The organism is Stenotrophomonas sp. GD04054 (genome assembly GCF_029836955.1).
GTDB lineage: Bacteria > Pseudomonadota > Gammaproteobacteria > Xanthomonadales > Xanthomonadaceae > Stenotrophomonas > Stenotrophomonas maltophilia_A.
The window spans coordinates 25,056-44,135 of record NZ_JAOECR010000025.1; the positions used below are offsets into that span (position 1 = coordinate 25,056).

Consider the following 19,080-nt stretch of genomic DNA (forward strand, 5'->3'; position numbering starts at 1 on the left):
GCATGAGCGAGATCACTGGTTTCACTGCCGACACCGCCGCAGCACTGCCGCTGTACGTGCTGGACCGCGAGCAGTTCGCGTCCTGGAAGGACGGCCAGCCGGCCGCCACCCAGGCATGGCTGGCGTCGCAGGGCTTCACCGCCGGTGCCTTCACCACGGCGTTGCTGCCCGGCGCCGATGGCCTGGCCGGTGCGGTGATCGGCGTGGGTGATCGTGGCGATGCCTACAGCTACTCGCATGCTCCGCATGCCCTGCCGGAAGGCAGCGTGTGGCAGCTGGCCAGCGAACTGCCGGCCGCCGAACAGGCGCTGCTGCAGCTGGGCTGGGGCCTGGGCAGCTACCGCTTCGATCGCTACCGCAAGCGCCACCGTGCACCGGCACGCCTGGTGGCTGAGCCGACCGGCGAAGTGGCCGACCTGATCGCCGCCAGCCTGCGCGTGCGCGACTGGGTCAACACCCCGACCGAAGACATGGGTCCGCAGCAGCTGGAAGACGCCGCGCGCGCGCTGGCCGATGCGCACGGTGCGCAGGTCGAGGCGATCACCGGCGATGAACTGCTGAAGCAGAACTTCCCGGCCATCCATGCCGTCGGCCGCGCCTCGCACCGCGCACCGCGCCTGGTCGTGCTGCGCTGGGGCAAGGACACCGATCCGGCGCTGGTGCTGGTCGGCAAGGGCGTGTGCTTCGATACCGGCGGCCTGGACATCAAGCCCGCCGACGGCATGCGCAACATGAAGAAGGACATGGGCGGTGCCGCGCATGCACTGGCCCTGGCAGGCCTGGTGATGGCGCGCGGCCTGCCGGTGCGCCTGACCCTGCTGGTGCCGGCGGTGGAAAACGCGATCGGCCCCGATGCCTTCCGCCCGGGCGAAGTGATCGCCACCCGCAAGGGCCTGAGCGTGGAGATCGACAACACCGACGCCGAAGGCCGCGTGATCCTGTGCGATGCGCTGACCTTCGCCAGCGAACAGAAGCCGGACCTGGTGCTGGACTTCGCCACCCTTACCGGCGCTGCGCGCATCGCGCTGGGCCCGGACCTGCCGGCGCTCTTCAGCAACGACGACAGCGTGGCGCAGCAGTGGCTGCAGGCCGGCGACGCGACCCGCGACCCGGTCTGGCGCATGCCGCTGTGGCGCCCCTACCTGCGTTACCTGAGCAGCGGCATCGCCGACCTGGCCAACGCCGGCTCGCGCATGGCCGGCTCGGTCACCGCCGCGCTGTACCTGGAACGCTTCCTGGAAGACGGCCAGCGCTGGGCACATCTGGACGTGTATGCCTGGAACGACGGCGAACGCCCGGGCCGGCCGGCTGGCGGCGAAGCGCTGGCGCTGCGCTCGGCGTGGGCGATGCTGAAGCAGCGCTACAGCTGATCGGGTGGGTGCCGACCTTGGTCGGCACGCCGTCCCCGGCAAACTTGACGAAAAATTGAATACCGGGCCTGGAAGGGTTCTGCGAGGATGTGTGGGTCGACCACCCACACGCTCCGTGAAGGCAGGACTCCGACCATGTCGCTCTTCCGCTACACCCGCGCCGGCCAGACACCGGGCGCGCCGCGCAAGCATTCCCCCCTGCTCTGGATCGCACTGATCGCACTCATTCTGGGTGCGGTGGCGCTGGCCTTCGCCTGGTTGGCCGGCTGGATTGGCGGCCGCCTGACCGCGCAGCGCTTCACCGACACCATCGAGGCCACCGGCCCGGCACATCCGGGCTTCCGCCGTGCGCACAGCAAGGGCGTGTGTGTAAGCGGTTGGTTCGAACCCAGTGCGCAGGCCCCCACCCTGTCCAGCGCCCGCGTGTTCTCGCAGCGCCGCGTGCCGGTGATGGGTCGCCTGTCGATCGGCGGCGGCGACCCCTACGGCGCCGACAACACCGCACGCGTACGCAGCCTCGCGGTACAGATGGTCAGCGATGATGGCCAGGAATGGCGCATGGCGATGAACAGCTTCCCGTTCTTCGCCGTGCCCAACGCCGAGGCGTTCTACGCGCAGACGCGCGCCTCCATCCCGGACCCGGCCACCGGCAAGCCCGACCCGCAGAAAATGGCCGCGGTGCTGGCGAAATACCCCAGTGCACAAGCGTTCCAGCAGTGGGCCAAGACCGCGCCGTGGACCAGCAGCTGGGCCGACACCACCTTCAACAGCGTCAACAGCTTCTGGTTCACCAACGCGCAGGGCCAGAAACGCGCGGTGCGCTGGCGCTGGCAGCCGCAGGCGCCGGTGGTGGAGATGGATGCGGAAACCCGCAAGAACGCCAGCGTCGATTTCCTCAGCCAGGAACTGCAGCAGCGCCTGGCCAGCGGCCCGGTGCGCTGGAACCTGGTCGTGACCACCGCCGAGCCCGGCGATGCCATCGATGATCCGTCGGTACCGTGGCCCGAATCGCGTGATCAGGTGGTGGCCGGCGTGCTCAGCCTGGACCGCCTGCAGTCGCAGGAAGAAGGCGCGTGCGGCCAGATCAACTTCGATCCGCTGATCCTGCCCAGTGGCGTGCGTGGCAGTGACGATCCGATCCTGGCCGCCCGCTCGGCGGTGTATTCGCAGTCCTTCAACCGCCGCGAACGCGAACGCGCCACCGGCAACGTCGAGCAACCGAAGGAGGCCGCACGATGAGCACCGGCAACGGCCACTTCAACCTGCTCGCGCGCGTGCTGCACTGGTCCATGGCGCTGATGATCATCGCCATGCTGTTCATCGGCGTGACCATGGTCGCCTCGCTGCACCTGCGGCCGATGCTGATCGATCTGCATCGCCCGTTGGGCATCGCCATCGGCGTACTGGTGCTGCTACGCCTGTACAACCGGCTGCGCCATCGCCCGCCACCGCTGCCGGCGGATCTGCCGGTATGGCAGGTGATGGCGGCCAAAGCCTCGCACTGGATGCTGTATGCACTGATGCTGGCGATGCCACTGATCGGCTGGGCGATGCTCTCGGCCGGCGGTTACCCGATCGTGCTGTGGGGCGGCCTGCACCTGCCGCCGATCGTGCCGCACACCCCGGCGCTGTATGCCGCGTTGCGTAACGCGCACAGCCTGCTGGCCTATGTGTTGTTCGCCACGGTGCTGATGCATGTGGGTGCGGCGCTGTTCCACCTGTGGGTGCGGCGCGATGGCGTGTTCCAGGCGATGGCGCGCGGGAAGGATTGAGCGGGTTCGCCGGGAGTTCCCGGCGGATCTTTTCCGCGACTGCGGAGGGGTGTCACTTTCTTTGCGCGCAAAGAAAGTAACCAAAGAAACGCTCCGCCGGCCGCGAGCCGGCGTGCTTCGCACGCCGGTGCCCTGCGCTCCTCGGTCCGTCGAGGGACGGCGCGGGAACTCGCTGCGCTCAGACACCCGCACCTCTTCGCCCTCGCCGGACCTCCGGTGCTCGGCTCGCTTGAAGGCGGACTGGAAGGTCAAGATCAAGAGCAACAGCATCCACGCATGGCGTGGATCTACTGGGTGCAGCTGTGGCTTTTGACGTTGGGTCCGCCTTCTAGCGAGCCGAGCATCGCAGGGGAATCAGGGGCGTAGAGGCGCCGGTGTTTGAGCGAAGCGAGTTCGGCGCCGTCCCCTGATTCCCCGAGAAGCGCAGGGCACCGGTGCGTAGCACCGGCTCGCGCTCTGGCGGCGTGTTTCTTTGGTTACTTTCTTTGCACGAGCAAAGAAAGTGACACCCACCCGCGGTCGCGGAAACGACATCATTGGGAACAGCAGGCCGCCCCTACAACCACCCCTTCTGCCGCGCCAGCCGATACGCCTCAATCCGATTGGCCACGCCCAGCTTGCCGATGCACTCGGACAGGTAGTTGCGCACCGTACCGTGCGACAACCCCAGCTGCTCGGCGATCTCACTGGCGGTGCGGCCCTCGCCCGCCAGCCGCAGCACGCGGCGTTCGCGGTCGGTCAGCGGGTCGGCCTGTGACCAGGCGTCCAGCGCCAACTGCGGGTCGATCGCGCGGATGCCCTGCTTCACCTTGCGCAGTGCATCGGCCAGGTTCTCGGCCGGTGCGTCCTTCAGCAGGTAGCCCAGCACGCCAGCTTCCAGCGCGCGGCGCAGGAAACCGGCGCGGGCGAAGGTGGTCACGATCACCACCTTGATCGGCAGTTCCTGGCGGGCGATGCGCTGCGCCAGTTCCAGACCGGACAGGCCGGGCATCTCGATGTCGGTGACCAGGATGTCCGGTTGCAGCTGCTGCAGCATCCGCCACGCGGTTTCGCCATCGGCGGCGCTGCCCAGCACCTCGATATCCGGCTCCAGGCCCAGCAGCGCCGACAGTGCACCGCGCACCATCGCCTGATCCTCGGCCAGCAGGATGCGGATCATGCCGGCCCTCCCTGTGCCAGCGATGCCGGGGAAAGCGGCATGGTGGCGGCCCCCAAGGGCACGCGCACGGTCAGCAGCGTGCCTTCGCCGCGGGGCGACTGCAGCGTCAGCTGGCCACCCAGCGCCGCCGCACGTTCGCGCATACCGCACAGTCCATTGCCCTCGGCCTGCACGCCACCGCGGCCGTCATCGCGTATCTGCATCGCCAACTGTCGGTCCTCCAGCATGAAATCCACCTGCACCCGGGTCGCCTGCGCATGGCGCACGATATTGGTGGCCGCCTCGCGCAGCACCAGCGCCAGTCCACGTTCCACGTCCACCGGCATCGGCGGTGGCGTCGTGTACTGCAGGTGCACCTGCTGGCATTCCAGCAGCAGACGGGCAGACGCCAGTTCGCCGGCCAGGTCGCTGGCACGGATACCGGTCACCGCGCTGCGCACCTGTGCCAGCGCTTCGCGGGCGATCGCCTCGGCCTCACCGATCTCCTGCCGTGCACGCGCGTCATCGCGGTCGTACAGCTTGCGTGCCAGTTCCAGCTTCAAGGTGATCAGCGAGAGGGTGTGACCGAGCAGGTCGTGCAGGTCGCGGCCGATGCGTTCGCGCTCGGCAGTTGTCGCCAGCCTCCGTACTTCGTCCTGCGACAGCTGCAGGGCAACGTCGCGCTGCTGGCTCAAGGCCTCCACGTTCACCACCAGCCCGACAATGAACGACACTGCCGGCATCCACACCATGGCTTGCCACGGATAGCCGAAGTAGAGCGCAGCACCGCAGAACAACAGGTTCAGCCCAGTGAGCTGCAACAGGTACACCCACCAGCCACCACGGCTGCTCATGCGGATCATCACGCAACCGAACACGAAGTAGCTCAGACCCGACGGGTACCACGGCAGCAGCACCAGGGCGAGCACGATCATGCCCAGCGCATAGCGCCACCCATGGTGCCGGGGTGCCAGCATCACCTTGGCATAGAGCAGCAGGAACAGCGGATAGCTGGCCAGGGTCAGCAGCAGCCAGCGCAGCGTGAAGCCATTGCCGAGCACCGGGGTGAGGAAGATCCATACCGACCACAGCAGGTGGATCGCTCCGCTCCAGGGCGACTTGCCACGTCGCAGCAGTTCGGCCACGGCCGAATCCGGCGCAGGGCGCAGCAGGGACGCAAGCCAGCTCGACGACACGGGAGGATCCAGGCGGGGACGAACGCTGCCGATCATGCCAGTTCAGCCGATCCGGCGCAGGCGGCGGCGCGCCAGCAGCAGCGCCACCACCGTGACCGCCAGCAGCACCAGCAGATGACCACCGATGCTACCCGCCGACGGCAGCCCGACCACCGGCAGCGCCAGCTGCGCCAGGTGCCAGGTCGGCCACAGCGGTGCCATCGTCGAGAACAGCGCAGGCAGCGCCGACAGCGGCAGCCACAGGCCGGACAGCAGGGCCAACGGCAGGTAGACCAGGTTGACCATCGCCGGTGCCGCGCTGGCACTGACATGGCTGCCGATCAGCAGGCCGATCGCCCCCAGCGGCAGCGCGGCCAGTCCCGCCACCGCCATCAGCTGCAGCACCTGCAGCGCATGCAGCTGTACGCCACCGAACACATGTGCCACACCGATCAACAGCGAAGCTATCAGCAGCGCGAACATCACTGCCATCGCCAGCCGCGCCAGCAGCGGCGCCGCAGCAGGCATCGGCAGTGCGCGCTTGAGGGTCAGCAGGCCGCCTTCGCGGTCCAGCGCCAGCTGCACGCCGAAGCCGAACAGGGCCGGGGCCATCGCACCGAACACGCAGTAGGTGGCCAGCAGGTACAGCGGCGCATGACCACGCCCCAGCAGCACGCCGAACAGCAGATAGAACAGCACCGGGAACAGCAGCGAGGGCACCGCGAACGCCGGCGTACGCCAGGCGCGACGCAGTTCGGCCACCAGCTCGGCGCGGTACGGGCGCAGTACCTGTCGCCAGGCAGATGCCGGCGTGGGCGTGGTGCCGGTACGGGTCATCGTGTTCATGCGGCCTCCCGGGTCATGTCGAGGAAGGCGTCGGCCAGCGCCGCGCCCTGTACTTCCAGTTCGCGCAGCTGCGCATCGGCGGCCAGCAGGCGCGCCACCACAGGCTCGGCCGGGCTCGCCAGCAGCTGCAGGTGCTCGCCGTCGCGCTGCACCTCCTGCACGCCCGGCCACTGCTGCACGTCCGCAATGGGCAACCCGCTGCGGCAGCGGATGCGGCGCGGCCGATCGGCCAGGCGCAGCTCGCTCAGCGGCGCGTCGGCCAGTACCCGGCCCTGCTCCAACACCACCACCTGCTGCGCCAGCGCTTCGGCTTCCTCCAGGTAATGGGTGGTCAGCAGCACACCACAGCCTTCGGCCACCAGCTGCCGGATCGCCTGCCACATCGCCTGCCGCGCCTGGATGTCCAGGCCGGTGGTGGGCTCGTCCAGGAACAGCACGCGCGGGCGGCCACACAGCGCGATGGCGAATTGCACGGCGCGCTGCTGGCCACCTGACAGCTGGCCGTAGCGGCGGCGCGCGAGCGCCTGCAGGCCAGCACGCTGCAGCACCTCCTGCAACGGCATCGGGTCGGGATAGCAGGCGCTGGCCTGCGCCACCAGTTCGTCCACCTGCAGCATCGGCGGCAGGCTGGTGCTCTGCAGCATCACGCCCAGGCCGATACGGCTGGCGCGCTGGTGCGGGTCACCGCCAAGCAGCTCGACCTGTCCGGCGTCGGCGCGGCGCAGACCCAACAGCACGCTGATCGCGGTACTCTTGCCGGCACCGTTGCGGCCCAACAGCGCCAGCACCTGGCCAGCGCGTACCTGCAGATCGATGCCATGCAGGGCGGTATGGTCGCTATAGCGCACCTGCACCTGCTGCAGGCGGGCCAGCGACGGGGCGATCGGATCCATGGGCGGTACCGGTAGCGGGGACGTTGCCATCCTGTGCCGCCGTGGTCACATTTCGCAGTTGCCACCGTCAATGTCTTCGGATGACAGCTGTCACTGCCGTCATCGCTGTGCCTGCCTTCATGCTGTGCCGCACGCTCCACCGCCGGAACCGCCGCCGTCCGCCCTTCCGGTCACACCCGCCCGAACGCCTGTGATGGAACGAATGAACGCTTCTGCCGAGCTGTTGAAGGAACTCCGTATCGACCGCAAATCGCCGCCGCCCGCCTCCGGTGGCAGTGGCGGTGGCCGCCGCTGGCTGTGGATCGCGATCATCGTGGTCGTGCTGCTGATCGCCGCCGCCGTGGCCTTCCTGTTCGGCCGCGCGCCGGCCGTGGAAGTGGAAACCGCGCCCGCGGTGGCCATCCAGCAGGGCAGCGCCAGCAGTTCGGTGCTCGATGCCAGCGGCTACGTGGTCGCCCGGCGCATGGCCACGGTCTCGGCCAAGATCACCGGCAAGGTGCGTGAAGTGATGATCGAGGAAGGCATGCGCGTGGAGCAGGGCCAGATCATGGCCACGCTGGACCCGATCGATGCCGACGCGCAGCGCAGCCTGTATGCCTCGCAGCTGCAGGCCGCACGCAGCCAGGTGGCCGGGCTGGAAGCACAGCGGAAGCAGGCCGCCGCTGAAGCCAGCCGCCTGCAGGCACTGGTCGGCCAGCAGCTGGTGTCGCGCTCGCAGTACGACCAGGCCGTGGCCCAGCGCGACAGCCTGCGTGCACAGCTGGACACCGCGCAACGCAACGTCAAGGTCGCCAACGACCAGCTGGCCATCGCCGACCTGGGCGTGGACAACAACATCGTGCGCGCGCCGTTCTCCGGCGTGGTCACCGCCAAGGCTGCGCAGCCCGGCGAAATCGTTTCGCCGCTGTCGGCCGGCGGCGGCTTCACCCGTACCGGCATCGGCACCATCGTCGACATGGACTCGCTGGAGATCGAAGTCGAGGTCGGCGAGGCCTTCATCGGCCGCGTGCAGCCGAAGATGCCGGTGGAAGCCACGCTCAATGCCTACCCGGAATGGAAGATTCCCGGCGAGGTCATCGCCATCATCCCCACCGCCGACCGCGGCAAGGCCACGGTGAAAGTGCGCGTGGCGCTGAAGGTGAAAGACCCGCGCATCGTGCCGGAGATGGGCGTGCGCGTCAGCTTCCTGGAGCAGGCGCAGCCGCAGGCGGCCGCCAAGCCGCAGGGCGTGCGCGTGCCGGCGGGCGCCGTGGTGCAGCGCGAGAGCGCCTCGGTGGCCTTCGTGCTGGGTGATGAGAACCGCGTACAGCAGCGCACGGTCGAGGCCGGCCAGGCGATGGGCAAGGACCGCCAGATCCTCAAGGGCGTGAGCGCGGGTGAATCGGTGGTGGTGAACCCGCCCGACACCCTGCGCGATGGCGCCAAGGTGCAACAGAAACAAGCGCAGTAACGGCCTGGCGCCTGCGGGCGCCGCCGGCAACACCGCTCGACGCATGCCTGCGGCCACCGCCGTGGTGCTTCCCCGTTTCCCGCCTTCCGTGGAGAACCACCCATGTCGACCCTGGTTTCATTGCGCAACATCACCAAGACCTACCAGCGCGGCCCCGAAAAGGTGCAGGTGCTGCACGGCATCGACCTGGACATCGCCAGCGGCGACTTCGTCGCGCTGATGGGCCCGTCCGGCTCGGGCAAGACCACCCTGCTCAACCTGATCGGCGGCTTGGACAACCCCAGCGGCGGCGAGATCAGCATCGAAGGCGAGCGCATCGACCAGATGAGCGGCGGCCAGCTGTCGACCTGGCGCAGCCACCACGTCGGCTTCGTGTTCCAGTTCTACAACCTGATGCCGATGCTGACCGCGCAGAAGAACGTGGAACTGCCACTGCTGCTGACCCATCTCAATGCGGCGCAGCGCAAGCGCAACGCCGAGATCGCGCTGACCCTGGTCGGCCTGGCCGACCGCCGCAGCCACCGCCCGAATGAACTGTCCGGCGGCCAGCAGCAGCGCGTGGCGATCGCGCGGGCGATCGTCTCCGACCCTACTTTCCTGATCTGCGACGAACCGACCGGCGACCTCGACCGCCAGTCTGCCGAGGAAATCCTCGGCCTGCTGCAGCAGCTCAACCGCGAGCACGGCAAGACCATCATCATGGTCACCCATGACCCGAAGGCCGCCGAGTACGCCACGCACACGGTGCACCTGGACAAGGGCGAGCTGGCCGACGCGCCGCTGGCCCACTGACGGAGGCCACGGCGATGAAATATTTCTCGTTGGTGTGGGCGCAGCTGTTCCGCAGCCGCACCCGTACATTGCTGACCCTGCTTTCGGTGGTGGCCGCGTTCCTGCTGTTCGGCATGCTCGATTCGGTACGCGTGGCGTTCAATTCCGGCGGCAGCGTGGAGGGCGCCAATCGGCTGGTGGTGGCCTCACGACTGTCGATCACCCAATCGCTGCCGATCCGCCTGGAAGCGCAGGTGCGGCAGGTGGCCGGCGTGCGCGACGTGGCCTACGGCATGTGGTTCGGCGGCATCTACCAGGACCCGAAGAACTTCTTCCCGAACTTCTCGGTGTCACCCAACTACTTCGACGTCTACCGTGAACTGCAGATCGATCCGGCGCAGCTGGAAGACTGGAAGCAGACCCGCACCGGCGCCATCGTCGGCGAAACGCTGGCCAAGCAGTTCGGCTGGAAGATCGGCGACACCATCCCGCTGCAGGCAACCATCTTCCCGCGTGGCGGCAGCAATGACTGGCCGTTGGAACTGAAGGGCATCTTCCGCTCGAAGGACCGCACACAAGCGGGCAACGAAGAACGCCAGTTGATGATGAACTGGAAGTACTTCGACGAATCCAACGACTACATCAAGAACCAGGTGAGCTACTACACGATCACCCTGGACAACCCAGACCATGCCTCGCGGGTGGCGCAGGCGATCGACGCGATCTCGGCCAACTCCGACCACGAGACCAAGACACAGACCGAATCGGCGTTCCAGCAGGCCTTCGTCAAGCAGTTCGCGGACATCGGTATGATCGTTACGTCGATCATGGGTGCGGTGTTCTTCACCCTGCTGCTGTTGACCGGCAACACCATGGCGCAGGCGGTGCGCGAGCGCGTGCCGGAGCTGGCCACGCTGAAGACGCTGGGCTTCAAGGATGGCACCGTGCTGTCGCTGGTAATGGTGGAGTCGGTGCTCCTGATCGGCCTCGGTGGCCTGATCGGCATGGGCCTGGCTGCACTGATCCTGCCGGCGATCGGGCCAAAGAGCATGGGCATGCTGCCGCCGCACGTGCCGACCCCGACCTGGCTGATGGGGCTGGGCCTGATCGTGGTGATCGGCACCATTGTCGGCCTGCTGCCGGCGCTGCGTGCCAAGCGCCTGAAGATCGTCGACGCACTGGCCGGCCGCTGAGGAGAACGCAGACATGTTCAAGAGCAAACTCAAGAAGTGGCTGGGCAACGGCGTGACGGTGCTGCTGCTGGTGATCGGCCTGGTGCTGTGGATCAGCCTGCCGTGGATCGGCGTGCTGGCCGTGGCCGTGCTGGTGGCACTGTGGCTGCTGCTGACCCGCGGTGGGCGACTGGCACTGGCCGCCACCCGCATCGGCGTGGCCAGTCTGCCGCAGCGCTGGGGCGCGTCCTCGGTGATCGTGGTCGGCATCGCCGGTGTGGTCGGCGTGCTGGTGGCGATGCTGGCGATGGGCGAAGGCTTCCAGGCCACGCTCAACAACACCGGCGATGACACCACCGCCATCGTGCTGCGCGGCGGCTCGCAGGCCGAAATCAACTCGGTCATCACCCGCGAACAGGTGCCGACGCTGTCCACCCTGCCCGGCATCAGCCGCGATGCCGAAGGCCGGCCGCTGCTGTCACCGGAGCTGTCGCAGGTGGTCAACCTGGTATCGAAGTCCGATGGCACCGACGTCAACGCGCAGTTCCGTGGCGTCGGCCCGCAGGCGTGGGCGGTGCATGACAAGGTCAAGATCGTCGAAGGCCGCACGTTCGCCACCGGCCTGCGCGAGATCGTGGTCGGCCAGGGCGCCAAGGGCCAGTTCCGCGATCTGGATGTGGGCAAGACGCTGACGCTGGGCAACCAGACCTGGACCGTGGTGGGTGTGTTCGCCACCGGCGACGCGCATGATTCGGAACTGTGGACCGACGCCGATACGCTGGCCACCACCTACCAGCGCAGTGCGTGGCAGTCGATCAGCGTGCGCACCGATGGCAAGGCCGGCTTCGAGCAGTTCAAGGCCGCCGTCGCCGCCGACCCGCGCCTGAAACTGGACGTGGAAACCACCCGCGTCTACTACAGCAAGCAGGGCGGCGGGCTGACCAAGCTGATCGACATCCTCGGCAAGGTGATCGGCACCATCATGGCGGTCGGTGCGGTGTTCGGCGCGCTCAACACCATGTACGCGGCGGTCGCCACGCGCGCGCGCGAGATCGCCACCATGCGCGCGATCGGCTTCCGCGGCCTGCCGGTGGTGACGGCGGTGATGCTGGAAACGATGCTGCTGGCACTGCTCGGCGGCCTGCTAGGTTGCGCGGTGGCATGGCTGCTGTTCAATGGCTACAGCGTGTCCACCATCGGCAGCAACTTCAGCGCAGTGGTGTTCAAGTTCCATGTGTCGCCCGAACTGCTGTGGACCGGCCTGAAATGGGCGCTGGGCATCGGCCTGGTCGGCGGCCTGTTCCCGGCACTGCGCGCGGCACGTTTGCCGATCACCACGGCGCTGCGCGAAACCTGAGCGTCACGCAGCGGTGGACTGCGCATCACGCAGGGGGACGGAGCGAAGGCTCCGTCCCTTTTTTCTTGCGCGTCATCCGCGCATGGCGTGGATCTACCGGGGGCGATGCATCCAGGCCGGGTGATGAACCAGTACGTCCAGTAGATCCACGCCATGCGTGGATGGATGCCTGCACACACGCACTGCTACAGATTGCGGGAAATCCGCCGCTATCGATGCCTCTGCCCATCGCCAACGCAACGCACGTGACGTTGCGCACATCACATCTGTGGATTGTTGGTTGCGATTCATTTTCGCGCACATCCGTGGCGCAGAGACAAACAGTTACGAATGGAAACAATCTAGAATCGCGCCCCCCACGTTGGTTTGCAGCACCCCACGCGCCCACAGAACGGGCGCATGTTTTTTCTGAAACACGAGATTTCACGGATGTCCCTGAAAACCACTCCGCTGCGCAACGCGATCGTCATCGCGCTGGCCGCCAGCTGCACCACCCCCGCCTTCGCACAGAGCACCGGCGACGCCACCACCACTCTCGACCGCATCGAAATCACAGGCTCGCGCATCCGCCAGGCCAGTGTCGAGACCGCACAGCCGGTGATCGCGCTCAACCGCGCCGAGATCGAGAAGAAGGGCTACGTCAACGTCGCCGACATCCTGCAGGACATTCCCGCCGCAGGTTCGCCGAGCATGGGCCGCGCGTCTTCGCTGACCTCCTCGCGCGACTTCGGCGGCATGTACGTCAGCCTGCGCAACCTCGGCCCGGAACGCAGCCTGGTGCTGATCGACGGCCGCCGCATGGGCGTCAGCGCCGGCGGCTACTCCGACCTGGCCTCGATCCCGTCGGCCATCGTCGAGCGCGTGGAAGTGCTGACCGACGGTGCATCCGCTCTGTATGGCTCGGACGCGATCGCCGGCGTGGTCAACATCATCACCCGCAAGAACTTCGATGGTGGCGAAGCCAGCGTCTACGTCGGCCAGTACGGCCAGGGTGACGGCCAGAAGCGTTCCTACAGCGCCACCTTCGGCAAGACCTTCGACCGCGGCTGGTTCACCGTGGGTGCCGAGCGCACCAAGGAAGACGAAGTGCTGGGCAAGGATCGCGAGTTCAGCCGCTATCCCAACGGCCCGCGCCACCCGACCGACAACCTGAACGGCAACACCCCGTGGGGCTACGTCACCGTCGGTGGCAAGAACCTGACCGTGGGCCCGGGCGGCGATCCGAGCCAGAAGGGCAACTTCCACGCGCCGGATCCGGCCGATGGTGCCAACAGCAAGACCAACATGAGCCTGCTGACCGGCCTGGAGCGCACCTCGGTGTTCGCCAACGGCGGCTTCTCGATCACCGACGACCTGCGCATCGTCGCCGACGCGCTGTACAGCAAGCGCGAATCGACCAAGCAGCTGGCCGGCTACCCGTACTCGGTCAGCGCCGCGCAGGCGCGCAACGGCAGCCGTGCCGCCCTGTCCAAGGACAGCACGTTCAACCTGTGGGGCCAGGATGTGCTGTTCGCGCACCGCTCCGAGGAGCTGCCGCGCGGCACCGAGAACAATCTGGAGACCAAGCGCGCCAGCATCGGCCTGGAAGGCAGCTTCGAAACCGGTTCGCGGTACTGGGACTGGAACGTCAGCTACATGTACAACCGCAATGAAGGCGAGCGCATCGGTACCGGCAGCATGTACCAGCCGCACGTCAACCAGGCCGTCGGCCCGTCCTTCATGGATGGCAACGTGGCCCGCTGCGGCTCACCGGGTGCGGTGATTGCCGGCTGCGTGCCGTGGAACCCGGCTGCACCGATGGGTTACACCGGCCCGGGCTCGCTGAGCAACCAGGACGTGCAGGACTACGTGTTCGCCCGCTTCGTCGACAAGATGAAGAGCACCACCAAGGTCGCCAGCGCCAACATCACCGGTTCGCTGTTCACCCTGCCGGCCGGCGACATCCTGGCCGCGATGGGCTTCGAGCATCGCAGCGAAGAAGCCAGCTACACACCGGACATGAAGGTGCAGAAGGGCGAGATCGCCGGCACCAGCGGCCAGCCGACGCGTGGCGACTACTCGCTCAACGAGGTCTACCTGGAGCTGCAAGTGCCGCTGCTGGCCGACCTGCCGTTCGCCCGCGAGCTGTCGCTGGACGTGGCCGGCCGCTACTCGGACTACAACAACTTCGGTTCGACCACCAACAGCAAGTTCGGCCTGAAGTGGAAGCCGATCGACAGCCTGCTGGTCCGCGCAACCTATGGCACCGGCTTCCGTGCGCCCACCGTGGATGACCTGTACGGCGGTACCGTCAGCACCCGCGATTCGTTCACCGATCCGTGCGATACCTCGTTCGGTACCGCGGCCACCAGCCCGACCGTTGCTGCCCGTTGCCAGGCGCTGAAGGTGCCGGCCAACTTCCGCCAGCTCAACAGCGATGGCACCGTTGCCACCAAGCCGGGCCAGCAGTCGACCGTCGACTTCAACTCGGGTTCCAACGCAGCGCTGAAGCCGGAAACCGCCAAGACCTGGACCGTGGGCCTGGTGTACAGCCCGGACTTCGTGGCCGGCCTGGATGTCAGCCTCGACTGGTGGAAGATCCGCATCAACAACGCCATCGTCTCCGAGACCACCAACAGCATTCTCGAGCAGTGCTATGTGCAGGGTTCGGACGCCGCCTGTGGCCGCTTCACCCGTGGCAGCAACGGCCAGGTCAACAGCCTGGACCGCTCGCTGGTCAATGCCGGTTTCCGCGAAACCGCCGGCTATGACATCAACGTGCGTTACCGCCTGCCGGAAACCACGTTCGGCCAGTTCGCCGTCAACTGGAACACCACCTACACCGACTACCTGAAGCAGCGCAACGACAACGCCGCGACCACGCCGGTGGAGCAGCGCACCAGCTGGGGCGGCGACTTCCGCGTCCGCTCGACCTTCAACCTGGATTGGCAGTACGGCGACCTCGGCATCGGCTGGACCGCGCGCTACTACTCCAGCATGAAGGAGAAGTGCTCGTACATGGACGAGTGCAACCTGCCGGGCTTCAGTTCGTCGTACACCAGTGCATCGCCGACCAACAAGGTGGGCTCCAACACCTTCCACGACCTGCAGGTGCGCTACAGCCTGCCGTGGGATGGCACCGTGTCGCTGGGCGTGAACAACGTCTTCGACCACCAGGGTCCGATCATGTACAGCCAGCCGAACAGCAGCTTCACCTATTACGGTGGCTTCGACATCGGCCGCTTCATGTACATGAAGTACCAGCAGCGCTTCTAAGCCTGCAACCGCGTTCCCGTCACAGCCAACTCTCTCCTGGCTGTGGATGGAAGCAGAGCGGCGCCCCTCGGGGCGCCGCTCTTTTTTGTGCACACGTGTCAGCCGAGCGGATGCGGCGCTAGCGCTTGGCGCGCATCGTGCGGATGTTGTCGCCGACGAACAGCACCAGGCCGGCCCAGATCGCGGCAAAGCCGATCGCCTTTGCGGTGTCGAACGCTTCGTGGAAGAAGAACACACCCAGCAGCAGCTGCAGGCTCGGCGCGATGTACTGCAGGATGCCGACCAGCGACAGCGGAATGCGCTTCACGCCGTAGGCGAAGCCGATCAGCGGCACGGCGGTGACTGCGCCGCCGAAGATCAGCAGCAGGTCGTTGCGCCAGCCCCAGCCATGGAAGAACGCGCCGCCATGGCCGTTCTCGGCCCAGATCGCGAAGGCCAGCGCCGGCAGGAACAGGTACATGCTTTCCACGCCCAGGCCGGCCACCGGGTCGACCGAAACCAGCTTGCGCAGCAGGCCATACAGGCCGAACGAACAGGCCAGGCCCAGCGCGATCCACGGCGGTGTGCCGGCGTCGATGGTCAGCCAGGCCACGCCCACCGCCGCCATCGCCACCGCCACCCACTGCAGGCGGCGCAGGCGTTCCTTCAGCACCAGCACGCCCAGCAGCACGTTCACCAGCGGGTTGATGAAGTAGCCCAGGCTGGTCTCGATGACATGGCCGGCGTTGACCGCCCAGATGTACAGGCCCCAGTTGAAGGCGATGGTCAGGCTCGACACCAGCAGGATCGGCAGCGCGCGCGGCTGTGCGGCGATCTTCTGCCACCAGCCCAGGCGCGAGCTGAGCAGCAGCCAGCCCAGCACCAGCACGGTGCTCCAGATGATGCGGTGGGCGATGATCTGGAACGAGGGCACCTCGTTGAGCAGGTGCCAGTACACCGGCACCAGGCCCCAGATCACGAAGGTGGACGCAGTGACCAGCAGGCCCCGGCGTTGTTCTTTCTCATCCATGCTCATTTCTTTCTCGTCCTTGCCATCGTCAGCACCACCACACCCAGAAGAATCACCACCATCGCCAGCAGGTCGCGCCAGCCGAACCGTTCACCGTTGAGCAGTGCGCCCAGCAGCACCGCGATCACCGGATTGACGTACGCGTAGCTGCCCGCCAGCGCGGGGCGCACGTTCTGCAGCAGCCACACGTAGGCGGTGAACGCGACGATGGAGCCGAACACGCACAGGTAGGCCATCGCCAGCAGGCCACCGGTATCGGGCAGCGTGGTCGGGCGCTCGCCCACCGCCAGGCCGATCAGCACCAGCAGCACGCCGCCGCAGAGCATCTGCCCGGCGGCGGTCATGAACGGGCCCGGCAGGTCCAACCCGCGTGCCCACACCGAACCGAAGGCCCAGCCGATCGGCGCGATCAGCAGCAGCACCAGCCCGGTCGGCGAGGCGGTCAGGCTGCTGCCGGCGTTGAGCCAGACCACGCCCAGGAAACCGATGGCGATGCCCAGCCATTCGCCCTTGCTGGCGTGCTGGCCGCGCAGCGCCGAGAACAGCGCCATCCACAGCGGCACCGAGGCCACTGCGGTGGCGGCCAGGCCCGAGGACACCTCACGCTCGGCCAGCACCACCATGCCGTTGCCCAGCACCAGCATGGTCACGCCCATGATGACCAGGTTGCGCCACTGCCGCAGGGTCGGGTTCGGCATCTTCCAGAACAGGCGCAAGGCCAGGAACATCAGGCCACCGGCAATGATGAACCGGCTGCCGGAGACCATCGTCAGCGGCAGTGCGCCGCCGTGCAGGGCCTTGGCGATGCCCAGGTAGGTCGAGCCCCAGACCACGTAGACCAGCAGCAGTGCCAGCGCGACAAGGCCACCCCGGGGGGCAGCCGCAGACGAAGAGGGGGGAGCCGACATGACACACCAGGGAGCCGGGGGAAGGCGGATTCTAGGACGTTTTGAGTATGGTCCGGGACCCCATACGGTGGCACGCTGTCATCCATCCATGCACCCTGCTCTGGTCTGCTACCCCGTGTTGACGGTCGATGCAGTACCAAGAGGGCTGCCCGGCCGCGCCGCCCCAAGGCCGGGCGCCGTTTTCCCAGCGCACGGACGCGCCGCATCGAGGATTCCCACCCAGATGAGCACCACGTCCCAACCTGCTGTCCCCGCGAACGACCGCGCCGCCCTGCGGCGGTCGATCTCCAACACCCTCAAAGGCTCCGCCGGCAACCTGGTGGAGTGGTACGACGTCTACGTGTACTCGGTGTTCGCCGTGTACTTCGAATCGCAGTTCTTCTCGCCCGACGACAAGAACTCCACGATGTACGTGTGGGCGATCTTCGCGGCGACCTTCCTGATGCGCCCGATCGGTGCCTGGTTCTTCGGCCGCTTCGCCGACCGCCATGGCCGCCGCCTTGCGCTGACCGTCTCGGTCACGCTGATGGCGCTGTGTTCGTTCCTGATCGCCATCACCCCCACCGCCGCCAGCATCGGCATCTGGGCCGCGGTGATCCTGCTGTTCGCACGCCTGCTGCAGGGCTTCGCCACCGGTGGCGAATATGGTGCCAGCGCCACCTACATGTCCGAGGCCGCCATCCCCGGCCGTCGCGGCTTCCTGTCGTCCTTCCACTACGTCACCCTGGTCGGTGGTCATGTGCTGGCCCAGCTGACGCTACTGCTGATGCTGACCTTCTGGGGCAAGCCGGAAATCTCCGAGTGGGGCTGGCGCATTGCCTTCGGCATCGGTGGCATCGCAGCAGTGGTGGTGTTCTGGCTGCGTCGTGGCATGGACGAGTCGCTGTCGGAGTCGTCCATCGAGGCCGCACGCGAGGGCAAGGCACAGAAGTCCGGCTCGATGTACGAACTGTTCGTGCACCAGTGGCGGCCGCTGCTGCTGTGCTTCCTGATCACCGCCGGCGGCACCGTGGCCTTCTACACCTACTCGGTGAACGGCCCGAAGATGATCCAGAGCGCCTTCGCCGGCAACGATCCGATGACCGGCACCCTGATCAACCTGGGCGTGCTGGCGTTCCTGATGGTGCTGCAGCCGGTCGGTGGCTGGCTGTCGGACATCATCGGGCGCAAGACCCTGCTGGTGTTCTTCGGCGTCGGCGGCGTGCTGTACAGCTGGTACCTGATCACCCAGCTGCCGCACCAGCATGACGCCACCCTGGCCTTCCTGACCCTGGCCATGGCGTTCGTCATCCTCACCGGTTACACCTCCATCAACGCGGTGGTGAAGGCCGAGCTGTTCCCCACCCATGTGCGCGCACTGGGCGTGGGCCTGGGCTACGCGCTGGCCAACTCGCTGTTCGGCGGCACCGCCCCGCTGCTGTACCAGGGCGCGCTGAAGACCGGCCACGTCGACTGGTTCGCCATCTACGTGACCGCAACGATCGCGGTATCGTTGGTGGTCTATGTGTTCTTCCTCACCAACAAGGGCCCGAACTGGCTCGACGGCACCCGCAAGTAAGCGCGTTGCCCTGATCGCGGCCACCGGTGCACTGCCGGTGGCCGCTGCGTCTCCCGCCACGCCATTGATGTGGATCGCGGCGACGCTGGCCACAGCCACGGCATTGGCCTGGCTGCTGCGCCGCCCGAGCGCACAGGCCGCGTGGCCGCGCATCGGATTCGGGATTGCCCTTCTGGTGTTCTGCGCCGCGCTGGCGCTGCAGCTGGCGGTGGACCTGGGCAGCGGCCACAGCTCGCTGCAACTGCGCCTGCATCGCGGCATCAATGCAGGGTCGCCGGTTGGACTGCGCACGATGGTGGCGTGCTATCTGGCAGCGCTCGCCGCCAGTGGCTGGGGCGCGTGGAAGCTGCTGCGCCGGCGCTGACGAATACCCGGGCGTGCCGGCCGCTGGCCGGCAACGCCACAT

The 19,080-nt window shown here is 67.2% G+C and carries 16 protein-coding genes; 10 read left to right on the top strand and 6 right to left on the bottom strand.

Annotated features, from left to right (window positions below):
* The first annotated feature begins 2 nt into the window (after positions 1 to 2).
* The 3 genes from N7573_RS13000 to N7573_RS13010 all read left to right on the top strand — a co-directional run bounded on the left by N7573_RS13000 (position 3) and on the right by N7573_RS13010 (position 3,142).
* Positions 3 to 1,370 carry a M17 family metallopeptidase gene (locus N7573_RS13000; protein WP_049462588.1) on the top strand — a complete coding sequence of 456 codons (1,368 nt, stop codon included), beginning with the start codon at positions 3 to 5 and terminating at the stop codon, positions 1,368 to 1,370.
* A 135-nt stretch (positions 1,371 to 1,505) separates the two neighbouring features.
* The gene (locus N7573_RS13005) at positions 1,506 to 2,609 is read left to right on the top strand and encodes a catalase family peroxidase (RefSeq protein WP_279912850.1); all 1,104 of its coding nucleotides are present in this window, start codon (positions 1,506 to 1,508) and stop codon (positions 2,607 to 2,609) included.
* Positions 2,606 to 3,142: a cytochrome b gene (locus tag N7573_RS13010; protein ID WP_012509795.1), complete on the top strand. Its 537-nt coding sequence runs from the start codon at positions 2,606 to 2,608 to the stop codon at positions 3,140 to 3,142. Before N7573_RS13005 ends, N7573_RS13010 begins: the two co-directional genes overlap by 4 nt.
* A gap of 556 nt (positions 3,143 to 3,698) precedes the next feature.
* Here N7573_RS13010 and N7573_RS13015 read toward each other — a convergent pair.
* Genes N7573_RS13015 through N7573_RS13030 form a run of 4 tightly spaced genes read right to left on the bottom strand, consistent with a single transcriptional unit; the run spans position 3,699 to position 7,194 of the window.
* Positions 3,699 to 4,301 carry a response regulator transcription factor gene (locus N7573_RS13015; protein WP_014035676.1) on the bottom strand — a complete coding sequence of 201 codons (603 nt, stop codon included), beginning with the start codon at positions 4,299 to 4,301 and terminating at the stop codon, positions 3,699 to 3,701.
* Positions 4,298 to 5,512: a sensor histidine kinase gene (locus N7573_RS13020; protein ID WP_094002333.1), complete on the bottom strand. Its 1,215-nt coding sequence runs from the start codon at positions 5,510 to 5,512 to the stop codon at positions 4,298 to 4,300. Before N7573_RS13020 ends, N7573_RS13015 begins: the two co-directional genes overlap by 4 nt.
* Positions 5,513 to 5,518: 6 nt before the next feature.
* The gene (locus tag N7573_RS13025) at positions 5,519 to 6,301 is read right to left on the bottom strand and encodes an ABC transporter permease (protein ID WP_279912849.1); all 783 of its coding nucleotides are present in this window, start codon (positions 6,299 to 6,301) and stop codon (positions 5,519 to 5,521) included.
* Positions 6,298 to 7,194, bottom strand: a complete 897-nt coding sequence (locus tag N7573_RS13030) for an ABC transporter ATP-binding protein (RefSeq protein ID WP_279912847.1) — start codon at positions 7,192 to 7,194, stop codon at positions 6,298 to 6,300. The genes N7573_RS13025 and N7573_RS13030 overlap by 4 nt, the downstream gene beginning before the upstream one ends.
* Before the next feature lie 202 nt (positions 7,195 to 7,396).
* Between N7573_RS13030 and N7573_RS13035 the strand changes: the two genes are divergently transcribed.
* From N7573_RS13035 to N7573_RS13055, 5 genes are all read left to right on the top strand, one after another.
* Positions 7,397 to 8,644, top strand: coding sequence for an efflux RND transporter periplasmic adaptor subunit (locus tag N7573_RS13035; protein ID WP_279912846.1), 1,248 nt, complete (start codon positions 7,397 to 7,399; stop codon positions 8,642 to 8,644).
* 102 nt (positions 8,645 to 8,746) lie between these two features.
* A complete protein-coding gene (locus N7573_RS13040; RefSeq protein WP_049399872.1) occupies positions 8,747 to 9,436 on the top strand; it encodes an ABC transporter ATP-binding protein in 690 nt (229 codons plus the stop codon).
* A 14-nt stretch (positions 9,437 to 9,450) separates the two neighbouring features.
* Positions 9,451 to 10,608: an ABC transporter permease gene (locus N7573_RS13045; RefSeq protein ID WP_279912845.1), complete on the top strand. Its 1,158-nt coding sequence runs from the start codon at positions 9,451 to 9,453 to the stop codon at positions 10,606 to 10,608.
* Between the two features lie 13 nt (positions 10,609 to 10,621).
* Positions 10,622 to 11,944 carry an ABC transporter permease gene (locus tag N7573_RS13050; protein WP_279912844.1) on the top strand — a complete coding sequence of 441 codons (1,323 nt, stop codon included), beginning with the start codon at positions 10,622 to 10,624 and terminating at the stop codon, positions 11,942 to 11,944.
* A gap of 429 nt (positions 11,945 to 12,373) precedes the next feature.
* Positions 12,374 to 15,199, top strand: a complete 2,826-nt coding sequence (locus N7573_RS13055; RefSeq protein WP_279912843.1) for a TonB-dependent receptor — start codon at positions 12,374 to 12,376, stop codon at positions 15,197 to 15,199.
* A 118-nt stretch (positions 15,200 to 15,317) separates the two neighbouring features.
* Here the strand turns inward: N7573_RS13055 and rarD are convergent, their stop codons facing one another.
* Together rarD and yedA are read right to left on the bottom strand one after the other, a co-directional pair.
* The gene (rarD, locus tag N7573_RS13060; protein ID WP_279912842.1) at positions 15,318 to 16,214 is read right to left on the bottom strand and encodes an EamA family transporter RarD; all 897 of its coding nucleotides are present in this window, start codon (positions 16,212 to 16,214) and stop codon (positions 15,318 to 15,320) included.
* The gene (gene yedA, locus N7573_RS13065; protein ID WP_180838483.1) at positions 16,211 to 17,116 is read right to left on the bottom strand and encodes a drug/metabolite exporter YedA; all 906 of its coding nucleotides are present in this window, start codon (positions 17,114 to 17,116) and stop codon (positions 16,211 to 16,213) included. The genes rarD and yedA overlap by 4 nt, the downstream gene beginning before the upstream one ends.
* Positions 17,117 to 17,339: 223 nt before the next feature.
* On the opposite strand from yedA, the gene N7573_RS13070 reads away from it, so the two are divergent.
* Complete coding sequence (locus tag N7573_RS13070; RefSeq protein ID WP_010486964.1) at positions 17,340 to 18,674, top strand: MFS transporter; 1,335 nt, start codon at positions 17,340 to 17,342, stop codon at positions 18,672 to 18,674.
* A 67-nt stretch (positions 18,675 to 18,741) separates the two neighbouring features.
* Positions 18,742 to 19,038 carry a hypothetical protein gene (locus N7573_RS13075; RefSeq protein ID WP_279943180.1) on the top strand — a complete coding sequence of 99 codons (297 nt, stop codon included), beginning with the start codon at positions 18,742 to 18,744 and terminating at the stop codon, positions 19,036 to 19,038.
* The last annotated feature ends 42 nt before the right edge of the window (positions 19,039 to 19,080 follow it).